The 12721-nt window shown below is 45.7% G+C and carries 12 protein-coding genes; all 12 read right to left on the bottom strand.

All coding sequences use genetic code 11. From position 1 onward, the window contains the following. Positions 1-31: 31 nt before the first annotated feature. Positions 32-2446 carry a hydrophobe/amphiphile efflux-3 (HAE3) family transporter gene (locus ACSAZK_RS00425; RefSeq protein ID WP_440955478.1) on the bottom strand — a complete coding sequence of 805 codons (2415 nt, stop codon included), beginning with the start codon at positions 2444-2446 and terminating at the stop codon, positions 32-34. A 213-nt stretch (positions 2447-2659) separates the two neighbouring features. Next, entirely contained in the window at positions 2660-3019 is a 360-nt protein-coding gene (locus ACSAZK_RS00430; protein WP_440955479.1) for a TrmB family transcriptional regulator, read from the bottom strand. Positions 3020-3086: 67 nt separating this feature from the next. Further along, positions 3087-3593, bottom strand: coding sequence for a MarR family winged helix-turn-helix transcriptional regulator (locus tag ACSAZK_RS00435; RefSeq protein WP_440955480.1), 507 nt, complete (start codon positions 3591-3593; stop codon positions 3087-3089). A gap of 488 nt (positions 3594-4081) precedes the next feature. Continuing rightward, the gene (locus ACSAZK_RS00440; protein ID WP_440955481.1) at positions 4082-5287 is read right to left on the bottom strand and encodes an aldo/keto reductase; all 1206 of its coding nucleotides are present in this window, start codon (positions 5285-5287) and stop codon (positions 4082-4084) included. Positions 5288-5485: 198 nt separating this feature from the next. Then, the gene (locus ACSAZK_RS00445) at positions 5486-6478 is read right to left on the bottom strand and encodes an alpha/beta hydrolase (protein WP_440955482.1); all 993 of its coding nucleotides are present in this window, start codon (positions 6476-6478) and stop codon (positions 5486-5488) included. Positions 6479-6700: 222 nt separating this feature from the next. Beyond that, positions 6701-7126: a cupin domain-containing protein gene (locus ACSAZK_RS00450; protein ID WP_440955483.1), complete on the bottom strand. Its 426-nt coding sequence runs from the start codon at positions 7124-7126 to the stop codon at positions 6701-6703. A gap of 160 nt (positions 7127-7286) precedes the next feature. Further along, a complete protein-coding gene (locus ACSAZK_RS00455) occupies positions 7287-7865 on the bottom strand; it encodes a TetR/AcrR family transcriptional regulator (protein ID WP_440955484.1) in 579 nt (192 codons plus the stop codon). A 188-nt stretch (positions 7866-8053) separates the two neighbouring features. Continuing rightward, positions 8054-9193, bottom strand: a complete 1140-nt coding sequence (locus ACSAZK_RS00460; protein WP_440955485.1) for a toxic anion resistance protein — start codon at positions 9191-9193, stop codon at positions 8054-8056. Between the two features lie 17 nt (positions 9194-9210). Further along, positions 9211-10866, bottom strand: a complete 1656-nt coding sequence (locus tag ACSAZK_RS00465) for a vWA domain-containing protein (protein ID WP_440955486.1) — start codon at positions 10864-10866, stop codon at positions 9211-9213. A gap of 16 nt (positions 10867-10882) precedes the next feature. Further along, on the bottom strand, positions 10883-11626 hold the full coding sequence (locus tag ACSAZK_RS00470; RefSeq protein WP_440955487.1) for a hypothetical protein: 744 nt from the start codon (positions 11624-11626) through the stop codon (positions 10883-10885). Between the two features lie 457 nt (positions 11627-12083). Further along, complete coding sequence (locus ACSAZK_RS00475; protein WP_440955488.1) at positions 12084-12239, bottom strand: hypothetical protein; 156 nt, start codon at positions 12237-12239, stop codon at positions 12084-12086. 64 nt (positions 12240-12303) lie between these two features. Next, positions 12304-12708: a hypothetical protein gene (locus tag ACSAZK_RS00480; RefSeq protein ID WP_440955489.1), complete on the bottom strand. Its 405-nt coding sequence runs from the start codon at positions 12706-12708 to the stop codon at positions 12304-12306. Between the last annotated feature and the right edge of the window lie 13 nt (positions 12709-12721).

A 12721-nucleotide genomic window follows, 5' to 3' on the forward strand; every position in this document is an offset into this window, starting at 1 on the left:
CCGATTGATTCTCTCCAGGCTCTCTATATTTTCATGTATTGCCAGGTTCAGGCAGGCTTCTCTTCCATATACTCTGTAATTTCTCAACTATTCCCAGCTTCTTTCCCCTGTGTCCGTCCATCAGTACAATAAGGGGCGGGAAAATCACAAAGGTCACAAGCATTGCCAGGAGGACATCAATAACCGTGACCAGCCCGAAACTGCTGACTATCGGGAACGGCGAGGCTATCAGGGCTGAAAAGCCAAATACGGTTGTTGCCCCCGACGCAATCAGGGCTGTCCCCGTGGTTGTTATGGCCTGGGAAATAGCCTCAACCGGGTCCATTCCGGCATCTCTTTCTTCAAAATAGCGTTCCATCATAAGGATGGAATACTCGCACCCGACCCCAAGAATAAGGGCGCCCATGACCGAAGTCATAGGGTTGTATGCAATTCCCATGCCCGTCATGAAAAGGCCTGACCAGCCAATCACGATTATCATGGGGATAATGGGGGAGAGTGCCTTTATGAGATCCCTGTAAACCACCAGAAGGCCTATAAGTACCAGGAAAACCCCTAGCAGGGTCATCTGGGTCCGGCCTTTTGTAAGCCCGTCAATCATACCAATGAGAACCACGGAATCCCCCGTGATTGTAACAGTGGCCCCGGGAGGCGGCTGCATCCATCCGAGATCTTCCGTAACAATGTCCCGCAATTCCTCGATGCCCGTAACTTCAAGGTCATCCATAGCGGTCCCGATGTCCAGGTCAATATGAAGCAGCTGCCCGCCTTCCATGTATTTTTGCTTCTGGCTCTCCGGGATTTCTTCGTATATTGCCTGTATTTCCTCAGAGGTCTCGGGAATTGTCCCGTCGTTTCTTTCCTTTACCAGGTCCACGATACTTGTGGCGCTATAGATGTGCGACCGACTTGCTACTTCATGTTGGGAAAAATCGTTCATCCATTCCAGCAGTTCGGGATCGCTGTTATCCTCAACTTTCAGAATGACATTCAGGTGGTCCCCGGACCCCGGCATGATGCTTTGCATGTGTTTATAGCTGATCAGGGAAGGCATGTCCTGGGGAATGAAGGTGTTGGTATCGGTCTGGATAGGAATCGAACGGTCGGCATACAGCCCCGCGGAACAGGTCAAAAGAGCGACTACGAGAATTACGGTGGAATATTTCAGGGTGTAGCCTGTCAGTTTTTTCAGGGTTTTTTCAAGAGCTCCGGGTTCATGCCCGGCGGGGGCGGATCCGGATAAATCCTCTGACCCTTTCCCGGAGTCATTTTCACCTTTTCCTCCCTCCCTCTTTTTAAACATCCCAAACAGGTTTTTCTGAGATATCCAGTCAAAAGTGTAGAGGGTAACCAGCCCGAAAAAGAGTGAAGAAAGGTAACACATGATTACCCCGATGAGCAGGAGTTTTCCAAAATCCTGGATCATGGGGACGACAGAGGTGAACAGAGAAACAAAGCCTAGAGACGTCATTGCCAGGGCAATCAGGACGGCGGGGGCGGTGTGCTTGACCGTATAGACAAGGGCCTGTGCGGAAGTTTTCCCGGCACTGATTTCTTCTTCCATCCTGTTGTGGAACTGGATGGCATAGTCAATCCCGATCCCTATCAGCACCGGAAAAGCCGACATTGAGACCATTGTCATGGGAACACCTGCATATCCCATGAACCCGAAGGTAAAGACGATCCCGACCAGGACTACAGGTAGCGGGAGAAGGCCCCACCGGACATGCCTGAACACAAGGATAAGGACGACTGCCATCAAAATTCCGGCAATCCCGAGCAATACGCCCATACTCTTTCCCAGTTCACTGTTAATGTCAAGCATAAGAGAAGGTCCGCCTGTGATAATCAGGTTATACCCCGGAGGAAAAACGGCTTCTTTTGAGGCGATTTCGACATTGTTGATGATGTCTTCCTGCTCCTGGTCCGTGCTGCTCCCTTCGATCCCGATAGATATGAGCATATGGGTATCATCAAGCACAAGTGAGTCGAAATATTCAGGATAGCTATCTACCATCTCCCTGACTTCCGGATCAGAATAGGGAATCCTGGACCTTCCGGTATTTGCATAATTAATTTGCTTCATGATGGAAGCAGGGTTTGAAACCGCAGTAACCCCGGGGATATTCTCTACCTGATGCTCCAGCCTATCGGCTGCCTTCATAAGGGCTACTGTTTCAACATCGTTTCCTTCCACCATCACAACAATGCTTTCCGTACTGAAGGTGTTCAGGAAGAGATGGTCATAGTCCTTGTACAGCTGCGAATCCTTTGACACCTGGGTATCGGTCCCGGACGCCATTTCGATGTATTGGGCTCCCTGGAAAGAGAGCAGGACCAGCATAAACACAACCGCAAGTATGATTGCACGGTTGCCCTGGATAAAAATGCCCAGTTTTTCAAAAATGTTTTTTATATGGAATCCCCCTCTGGAGGCTTGTATCATTATTTAATTTCTTCCGGTTTTCTACTCAGTCAAGCCTTGATTCACTCAACTTTGATTCACTCAACCTTAATCAAGTTAAGCCGTCATTCAGTTAATTTTGATCCAGTTAATTTTCGTATAATTCGAAAAATTCCATAGCAACAGCTTTTGAACAATGATTTTGCTGCAAAAAAGCCCCAAACAGATCAAACTGAACCCTGTCTGGGATTCCTTTTAGCACCTTAGTCCGATTTCTGCGGGATTTTCAAAATCCTGGACTTCTTTTTCAAGGCTTAAGGCATTGAGACCGTAGAAGGTTTCGTTCAAAGAGAGCATAAAGTCAGCCCTGATCCTCGAGATCAGTTTATCAGGACGGAGGCAAGTAAAATGGGTCGGTTCCCCTTCAATAATCCGGACATATCCTTTATCCGCCATGCCCCTGAGGACTTTGTACACTTTGGGCCTGGGCACACTGCTTGCTTCATAGATTTCCCTTGCTGTGCCCTCTTTCAAACAGACAAGGGAGGCGTAGATCTTTGCCTCGTTTTCCGTAAAGCCGAGTTTTTGCAGGTTGTTGATAAGTTTCAGGGTCATGTTTTCCCTCCTTGAAGGATACTAAAAATTGAAGTCCTGCATCAATTTATTTAAATTCCCGAATTTCTCAAATTATTTTTGCTGTGCTTTTCAGGGTTTCGAGCTTAACCGGTCCCTGAGCTTTCTTTTCGCCTTCCATAGCAGAATCGATTTTCCTCAGGACACGTAACTTTGTTTCAAGGCTCTTTTCATAATCCCTGAAATCCTGCTCATCGCATAAGCTCAGGGTCTCGGCAGTCAGCTCCTCGGTGATCTCATTCAGGAGTTCATAGCACCTTTCCCCTTTTTCCGTAAGGGAAACAAGGACTTTCCTGCGGTCTTCAGGATCGTTTTTTCTCAGGACAAATCCTTTTGCCTCCAGAGAATCAACCATTCTCGAAAGGCTGCTCCGGTCCATGCCCACATATGTCCCGATGGTCGAAGGCATGATTTCCTTTACCAGACCAATTATCGTGATAACAGCAGGTTGATTTTTGCTAAGCTCCTTGAGTTCGGCATATTCAGATGCGGCTACTTTTTGAAAAAACCGGTCTACAAACAATTTACTGAAAAGTGCCCGGCATTCAAGATTCATCAACCTCATTTTCTTAATACGTTCAGGGTCCATGTTTTCTCCAGGGATCTATAAGGCTGTAATAAGCCCGTAAGAGACCAATGACTTTGTAGATTTGCAATCCTGCAAAAAGGCTTCAGCAACCACATGCCTGGTTCCCTTTCCGGGTATAGCTGAGATTTCAGCAGATGAAATTGCAATAGTTAGTATAAAGATAGTCAATAAACTAATAGTTTGTATTCAGATTGATGAAAAATCAACTGATGATTTATCATCGAAATGGTACAATACTATTTAAATTTATCTATCGACATGGATTTGTCTGAAGATTTGAAAAGCTACCCTGAAAATGGAAGATTTGCTCTAAAATTACAATTTTCTCCGGAAAATATGCATATTTTTCAAAAAAAGAATGTGATTCGATAAATGCTCCATATTAAGAAGGTTTTTCGAGCAATCTATCGAGGTTCACTTTTGAAATACCGGACCCGGAGTCAGGTCCTGAATATTCAGTCTGTGGTTTTCTTCGCAAACAGCTGTTTTGCCATTGCGACCCTCTGTTCAAGGTCCGGCCCCTCGAGGTCTTCTATCACAGATTCGAGGAGAGTGGGGATCTCAAGGTGCTGGGGGCATTTTTCCAGGCACTCTTCACACTGCACACACTGGGAAGCAAAGCCGGGGTCTCCTCCAAGGGCACCGCCCAGACTTGCTGCATACATGAACTTTGCTTCATCGGCATTGCCGGACATGTGCAGGTTGTTGTATGCATCAAAACAGGCAGGAATATTCACCCCTGAAGGGCAGGGCATACAGTACCTGCAGCCGGTGCAGCCTGCTTTCATGAGTTCGCGGTACTTTTTCTCGGCCCTTCCGACCAGCTCAAGTTCGGTTTCTGTCAGGGAATTCGGGTAAGCCTCGCCTGCCACTTTCAGGTTCTCCTCGATGTGGGCTTCCTCGTTCATGCCGGAAAGTACGACCGTTACTTCAGGGTGGTTCCAGACCCAGCGAAGGCCCCATTCCGCAGCTGTCCGCTTTACCGAAGCCTCGTCCCAGATCTCTTCCACAGCAGGAGGCATGGGGCTTGCGAGTTTGCCCCCGCGCAGGGGTTCCATGATGATTACGCCAAGGCCCTTCGAGGCTGCATATTCCAGGCCTTCGGTGCCTGCCTGGTTCTTTTCGTCCAGGAAATTGTACTGGATCTGGCAAAAGTCCCATTCATAAGAGTCAACTATCCGCCTGAAATCCTCTCTCGAGCCGTGGAAGGAAAAGCCTGCATTGACTATACGACCGTCAGCTTTTGCTTTGTCAAGGAAATCAGCCACACCCAGTTTTTCAACATTGTCCCAGAGTTCGCCAACGAGGGAGTGTATGAGGTAATAGTCAATGTGGTCGGTGTTGAGCTTTTCAAGCTGGGCGTTCAGGAATTTATCCATTTCCTCCCGGCTTTCAACCATCCAGGAGGGGAGCTTTGTTGCGAGTTTGACCTTTTCCCGGTAGCCGTCGGCAAGGGCTCTTCCGAGGAATGGCTCGCTCGCACCCATGTGGTAAGGCCAGGCCGTATCGATGTAGTTTACCCCGTGGTCGATTGCGTAGCGGACCTGGTTTTTTGCTCTTTCTTCATCGATTGTCCTGTCTTCTTTTACCGGAAGACGCATGCAGCCGAAACCCAGTACTGAGAGTTCGTCCCCGTTCTTTGGCATTTTTCTGTACAGCATTTTTCATTCTCCTTATTTTCTGTTCTATTTTACTTGCTCCTGATTGATCTTTTGATTGACTGCTTATTTTTACGAGAAATCATCCGTTAATTATTGTGTATGATTGATCGGTCACTCACAAAACGGGTGAAAAATTCGTTTTCAACTAGACCTCTCCAGATAATTTTTCGAATTTCGGTTCGTGGAACATTGCTCTGCTCATTTTTTGTAACCTAGATATTTTGCAAAGAATGATTCTAATTTGTCAAACGGAATCATATCAGTCCTGTCGTACAGATCAATATGTCTTGCTCCCGGAACAATGTAGAGTTCTTTGGGTTCAGCAGCCCTTTCATAGGCATCTTCACTGAAATACCTGGAGTGAGCATTCTCGCCGATGATGAACAAAATTGGTCTTGGTGAAATGGTATCAATGTAGTTCAGCAAAGGAAAGTTCATGAATGACATGCTACTTGTAATTGTGAATGCGGCTCCTGCATTAGGATGATGTCCACGTTCCATTCCGTAGTATTCAAAAAATTCACTTGAAATTGGATCCAATCCTTCTGGAATTGAATCAGCTGGTTCACCTGGGAAACCCATAGGCAATTCTGGAGTACCATTCTCGAAGTCTTTCCATCGTTGCTCGCCAAGCTGAACCAGAGTTTCAGCACGCTGCTCTTCAGTCATTGAATCTTCCCATCCATTGCGTAGCATTCTGCTCATATCATACATGCTTGCAGTGGCAACAGCTTTGATACGTGGGTCAACTTGAGCTGCAGTAATTGAAAATGCTCCACTTCCACAGATGCCGATAGCTCCAATCCTGTTCCTGTCCACGAAGGGACGTGTTCCCAGAAAGTCTACTCCTGCACTGAAATCTTCAACAAATATATCCGGAGATGAAGTATGTCCTGGTTCACCACCGCTTTCTCCATTGAAAGATTCATCGAATGCAATGGCAACAAATCCCCTTTCTGCCATATTCTGTGCGTAAATACCGGCACCTTGCTCTTTTACACCACCATAAGGTGTTCCTATGACAATTGCCGGGTACTTTCTAGACTTATCTATGTCCTTTGACAGGTACATGTCTGCTGCAACGGTAATTCCATACCTGTTTTTATAGGATACTTTTTCTACAGTTACCTTTTCACTGAGTTCAAAGGTTTTTTCACTGACTTTTCTTTTGTTTTCTATAATTTCTGACATTTTTGTTTCTCCCGAATATTAGAATTGTATCAATAGTATTGTGAGTGACTGACTGAACAGTCAGTAATGGATAGGATATTTAGTACATATGTGTATTGATTGACTAATCACTCAAATGTGGTATAGTTATTACCCGCATGCGAATAATAGACGATAAGATATTTCTTCTCGTTGAAATTAGTCATTTTTATCCCACACATCGCATAAATTGTTTTTACCGTCCTATTTCAAATCGGGATATTCTTCATCGGTTACGGGTTCCAGCCATTCAACCGGACCTGCACTAACATTCGTCTCAACAGAAAGGTGTACGAACCAGCTGTCATGTGCTGCTCCATGCCAGTGCTTTACATTTGAAGGGATTAGCACTACATCACCTGGTTTAAGTTCCCGTGCAGGCTTTCCTTCCTCCTGGTAATAACCACGTCCGCCTGTAACTAACAGGATCTGCCCGCCTGGGTGCTTATGCCAGTTATTCCTGCATCCGGGTTCGAATGTCACATTTCCGATGGGACAATTAAATTCATTATCCCTCCCAACTAGCATGCTAAGCCATGCTTTACCTGAAAAATACTTGCTGAACATTTCCGGAAGTTCCTCTCCTTTCGGAAAAATTGTACTTTCACTTAAATCATTTGATACATTCATATTTTAGTCTCCTTTAATTTTTAAGCGCAGTTTGAGACGAAACCATGATATAATGTGAATCCCGATTTGACTGACCAGTCAATCAATAAAATGTATAATGCCATATAAATGTTTGCTTAAAATCTGATTGACTAATCACTCGATGATTGAATGAAAAAAATTAATTATTGGCCAGCCCTCTCCAGATAATCTGGAATCCATCTTCTATAATCTTATTTTTATCCTGCAAGTGACCTGAATCAAGGAGAAGGTTCACTACCGCCCTGCTACCCTGATAAAACATTGAAATGGTCAAATCCGCGGAAAAATCTCTGATCTCTCCCGTTTTTATTCCTTCATCCACAAGTTCATGAAGGAAGACATACTCTTTCATCACTTCTTCCCGCGTAAATTTTGATATGTAAGGGGATGAGCAGAACTGCCCGACAAAAAGGAATTCCTCCTGGTTGTCCACACCCCAATTGATTAAATTTGACCATATTTTTCTTAATTTGCCCTGGAACGTACTCTGTGCTTCAATTTCTTTCCCCATGCTTTTACTTAATTGCCCTTTTACTTCGAAATACAGGCTGTTTATCAGGTCTTCCTTCGTAGGGAAATAATTGAATAGAGTGCCTGTGGCAACCCCCGCCTCTTTTGAAATCTGGGCGGTGGATGTGCCGTGAAAACCCCTTTCCGTAAAGAGCTTCAGGGCTGCATCCATAATTGCGGTTCTTTTGTCCTTAACCTGCTTATCCATTTTTTTACTCTCGGCATTAAAGATTGACTAATCAGTCATCAGTGTTTTTATTATAAAAACTTTACCTAAGGTCCCCCGGCTGAGTACAGGTAGTCCCTGATACTCCACTTATTTCTTCGATCACATCCAGGGCCTCCCCGACTGCCGGGAGTTGTAAGCTTTACATTCAATGCATCGGCTTTCTTCAGCTAGAGCTCCAGTTTATGGCCCTTCTCAAGCTGCTGAATCTGTTCTTCACTTCTGGCAGCCAGTTCCTTGAACTGCTCTATAGTATCCCGCATTTTGGGCAGAGCTTCCTGCTTATAGGTGCTGATGGAATCCAGCGCTTCCATGACATCGGTAAAGGCAGTCTTCAGCGTCTCGACAGATATACTGGTTTCCATTGACTGTTCCTGGATTTCCGCTCCCTGTTCCTTCAGCATTTGCGAGGTGCTGCCGATGATATTATTCGTAGTCTCATTGAGCATCTGGATCTTCTTCAGGACAATCTTCTGGTTATAGAGAGCGCCGGCAACCATCACAGAAGTCTTCAAAGCGGAAACCGTCACATTTTTGGCCCTTTCTACCCCGCGCATCAGTTCCTTATTATTTCTGATCACAAGCTCTGTTGCCATTACGCCCTGCTGGTTGACTACGATCATCTGCTGCATATCCATAATCCGCTGCCGCAGCGGAAACAGGACTTCTTCGGTGACAAATTTAATATTTTCCGGGTCTTCGTTACTGGCTCTGGCTGCTTCGATCTGCGTTTCAATGGATTCGTCCATCAGGGTACCAAGCCGGACCTCTTTCATCAGCTTTTTAGTCAAATTGCGCAACGCCTGCTGTTCGAGCTCCAGAGTAGTATTATCGTTTTTCAGAGTTGTTTTCCCTTTGTCAAGAGAGACAATGATATCCGCAATCACCGAATCTGCTTTCTGGTATCTGGCAAAATAGTCCCTGACCGGGTTGAACAGCTTGCCGAAAATGCCGGTCCTGGTGAAATCAACCAGGCTGGGGTCCAGGTCTTTTAATTCCCGGTTCAAATCCATTAGGCCTTTTGCCACAACACCGCCTTCATCGCCGTCCTTGGACAGCTTCCCGACTGTCACCCGCAGCAAAGAATTTTTATCTGCCGAGCTTTTCATCGAGGCAGCCCCAAAAGACTCGATCGACTGGAGGATATGCTTCTTTTTGGCAAATTCATCGATATCCAGGGTCAGAATTTCCGCAACATTTTTCTCCGCTACAGTCCGAAGCTGGGCGACCTCCTCAGATACCGGTTTGACCTGCTCCTCCACCTCACTCTTGATCGCCGCTTCATCGGGAACTTCCATAGTAAAAGTCATCTTAGCCCCTCCCGTATTTACATTTCAGCATTGAACAGATTGCCCAGCCTATAAACAACGTCATCGTTATCGGCGTTAATGCTGGCAGCCTCATTGATGCTGGAGATAGCCTGCAGGGCCGGAAGATTCGCATTGTAGCCAATTGTGTATATAGGTATTCCAAGGTCCTCCACGATGTCTTCAATGTCGCTCAGCGAATGGCCTTCATTGGTCTCGCCGTCGCTGAGAACGAAGAGAACCGGTCTCAGATCGGGATCTACGGCCCGCTGGTCCTCGATCATCTTCATGGCGACAGCAATCCCATCGAAGGTTGCCGTGCCGCCGACGGCCTGCAAATCATTAACCGCTCCGACAAACGAGGCTCTCTGGTTCAGATCGAATCTGGCAATCGGCAGATCGATATTGACATCATTGGAATATGAGATCAGGCCAATCATATTGTCCTCCCCGATGTAGTACTGGCCTTTGAGCAATGAATCTTTCAAATTGTTCAGCGGCTCGCCCATCATGCTGCCGGAGACATCAGCCACAAATACTGCGCAAATAGGCTTTTTCTTTTCTTTCCAGAGTTTTTGGGCCTGGATGATCACATCGCCGCTGACGGGTCCGGTTTCGGACTGGTATTCATCAAAGCCATTAAAACCATACTCGGTGGCCAGGTTCTGGTACTTTTCCTGCTGGGAGAATTCAACGAATTCGTCCAGGATTTTCCTTTCCTCTGCCGATAGTTCGCCGATCGCATACATCGGGCTGTCATGTCTGAACCCGAAGGGAGTAAATTCGTAGTACCCGATATCCGGTGTATTCACATAGGTCTGGTATTCCAGGACAAAACCGTCCAGAGCACCTGATTTGGCAGATTCCCTCATTTGCAGAGTAGTATAGGCGACCACGGGAATATTGGCCTGGAAGCCCTCAAATCCTGCTTTTGCTTTGTCGCTCAATAGGTTGCTGCTGTCAAAGGTGTATAAAGTTGAGATCAGGAAGTTCAGCCCGGTTGAACTGGCAAAAGGATTGGTGTAGCCCATCGCCAGTTCCTTGTTCGCGACAGCATCGGTAATCGTCCTGGTATTGACTGCCCCGTGTTTGTTTACCAGTTCGTCTTTCTTGGATTTGGTGAGCAGGACCCCGGCTACATTGCCAGCAAGTCTTTCTTCCACTAACTCGGCTTTAACCCCTCTGGAGATGATCAGCTCGCCCCAGAGCTCATTGGACGGCGTATAGGCATCCGGCAAATACTTCCCGGAAGTAATATAATCGGCGGCTTCCCCTGAAGGAATTCCTCTGAGCCTTACCGATACCTGTTTGCCGTCAATCATTATTCCCGCGTCATTGAAGTCTCTTGCCACTTCCGTTAGCCAGCCATCAGCACCGCTGCCAGCTTTTTCCGTTGAGGAGAATATTTCGATGTAGGTGGGAGTGCTGCTATCAACCTGCGGAGGGTATTTGGAGATATCAGGCAGGTCTTCGGACAGGGAGTTTTTCCGGTCCGGGGAAACGTCAACATGGCCCATAGGATGCGAGACTGTATTCACATTGATGTCTTTAACGACGCCGTCCAGCGATCTCTCATCGGGTCCTATTATAGTAATCGCCAGATAAACTAAAATAAATACTCCAACTGCTGCTCCGATTATCTTTAAAATTACTTTATTGTTGTTTTCGTTCGGCATGCCGATGCCTCCCTCTTCAATTCTTGTAGTATTTTGCCTGTTTGATCAGATTATCGATCTCGATCATGCCGGGCATTTGCTCCAGTTGGCCACTCTCTACACTGTTTAAGCCTGAGATCTCCAGCAGCAGCTTATCAAGCTTTAGCAGGATCTGCTCATTATCTTCAGTGGCAGCTTTCACAAAATTGATATACTCATTAAAAATTTTAAGTTTTTCTTCCATAAATTGCTGCGAAAAAGCCCCTTCTTCGTACTTTTTTCTAACGAAATTGTAGTCATCTTCATCGAATGCATCCAATTTATTGAGGATGCTGCGGATATTCATAAAAAAGATCTCTTCCACCTCGGCGATGACCGCATCAAATTTCCTGTAGCTCATCTCTGAGGCACTGAAGATCTGCAGAAGGATATCCCGGATAGTTGTATTCTTTTTCTGCAGCCGCTCAATCTGATCGAGCATCAAGTCAACGGTTTTTTCGAATGTTTTGAGCCCCCTGTGAATATTCAGTGCTTTAATATAATCATCCACCGTCCAGACTTTATCAATTTGAACTACTTTCTCCGGTCCGGTAAGGAGCTCATAATTGCCGTAGATTAACCCGGCGCCGCTTAAGAAGATGAATGTGATGCCAAGGGCTGTTTCAAGTGCACTGGCCCCGAAGAACCCCAGTCCGATCAATCTTGGAGAAAAGGTAACTATGTTGGCGGCGGCAATGCCCAGATTCAGGCCTGACAGTTTAATCAGCTTTTTTCTGTCCATGTACTCTTATCCCCAGAGTTCTCTGTGTAAATTTTCTCTCAAAATATTTCATATTACAATAGAAGATTCCTATAAAGACTCAGTTCCAAAACCCAGTGATAAAAGTAAGTAACATCATTACATAAAATTTATAATTCTACTTTTTTAATGATATTTACATAAAAGTTATAATTTAATTTTATAATAGTGTTACTCGAAACTGTGCTAACTATAGACCTAACTATTAATAATCTTTCTGAATTACCTTTCTTCTTGGATCTTTTTAGTAGACTTGGAAACGGTTATGAATTTTCATAGCGAATTTTTACTTTTCACTTTGTCAATAGTTACCGAGTTCCCGGTTTCGTAGTCCAACCTCATGCCCACCCACGGTTGCGCAGCAACCGGCTTGCCCCTGAATTTAATGAAAAAGATGAAGTAATTGAAACAGAAAAGATTTGAAAGATTTAAAATAGAATCAAGCTAAAGACTTTAGAAAAATGACCCTCAAAAACTGTTTCAATTTCTCCACGCGGGAGGCCTCCCCCTGAAAGATACTCTCCTCGAAATCAAATCCGCATTCATGGAATACTTCAAAGAGCGCGAAGCCGAAATCAACGGCTTTTTCGTTCACGGGATATTTCCGGGAAAAGACCAGTATAAAGGAAAGCGTCAGAAGGCAGAGCTCAGGCCTTCCTTTACTTTTTCCCTTTTTTCCCGGGGATCTCTATTTGTTTTTCACCCATGAACTCCTCGATTGCCTTATGGAGTTCGGGGTATCTGGAAATCAGGCCTCTGGTAAGGATTTCATCGATTTCGGAACTGAGGGAAGTCCCACCCAGCGGACGGGTGAATTTTATGTAATTGAGGATCATTGCCGACCTGGGGGACCAGGCTCCTATTCTCGGGTTTTTCAGTGCGGCATCAATTGCCCGGGAAATCAGTTCCCTGTCATACCCTGCACCGGGACCCGCATCCTGGCCGGTGCCGGAACCTTTGACTTCGGAGACAGAGCCAGCCCGAGCTCCCGTGGTTTTCGAACAAGTTTTCGGCTCCATCAAACGCCTTTTCAATTTATCAGACGCGCTTTCTTTTTTTTCCATTTATTGCAAGCCT

The sequence above is a fragment of the Methanosarcina sediminis genome, from assembly GCF_052056915.1.
Lineage (GTDB): Archaea > Halobacteriota > Methanosarcinia > Methanosarcinales > Methanosarcinaceae > MTP4.

What these genes read in the sequence shown, in the direction of transcription:
- ACSAZK_RS00455 (WP_440955484.1), bottom strand. Translation starts at nt 7,865, where the DNA reads ATGGATAAGCAGGTTAAGGACAAAAGAACCGCAATTATGGATGCAGCC.
- ACSAZK_RS00430 (WP_440955479.1), bottom strand. Translation starts at nt 3,019, where the DNA reads ATGACCCTGAAACTTATCAACAACCTGCAAAAACTCGGCTTTACGGAA.
- ACSAZK_RS00465 (WP_440955486.1), bottom strand. Translation starts at nt 10,866, where the DNA reads ATGCCGAACGAAAACAACAATAAAGTAATTTTAAAGATAATCGGAGCA.
- ACSAZK_RS00480 (WP_440955489.1), bottom strand. Translation starts at nt 12,708, where the DNA reads ATGGAAAAAAAAGAAAGCGCGTCTGATAAATTGAAAAGGCGTTTGATG.
- ACSAZK_RS00450 (WP_440955483.1), bottom strand. Translation starts at nt 7,126, where the DNA reads ATGAATGTATCAAATGATTTAAGTGAAAGTACAATTTTTCCGAAAGGA.
- ACSAZK_RS00435 (WP_440955480.1), bottom strand. Translation starts at nt 3,593, where the DNA reads ATGAATCTTGAATGCCGGGCACTTTTCAGTAAATTGTTTGTAGACCGG.
- ACSAZK_RS00440 (WP_440955481.1), bottom strand. Translation starts at nt 5,287, where the DNA reads ATGCTGTACAGAAAAATGCCAAAGAACGGGGACGAACTCTCAGTACTG.
- ACSAZK_RS00425 (WP_440955478.1), bottom strand. Translation starts at nt 2,446, where the DNA reads ATGATACAAGCCTCCAGAGGGGGATTCCATATAAAAAACATTTTTGAA.
- ACSAZK_RS00460 (WP_440955485.1), bottom strand. Translation starts at nt 9,193, where the DNA reads ATGACTTTTACTATGGAAGTTCCCGATGAAGCGGCGATCAAGAGTGAG.
- ACSAZK_RS00470 (WP_440955487.1), bottom strand. Translation starts at nt 11,626, where the DNA reads ATGGACAGAAAAAAGCTGATTAAACTGTCAGGCCTGAATCTGGGCATT.
- ACSAZK_RS00445 (WP_440955482.1), bottom strand. Translation starts at nt 6,478, where the DNA reads ATGTCAGAAATTATAGAAAACAAAAGAAAAGTCAGTGAAAAAACCTTT.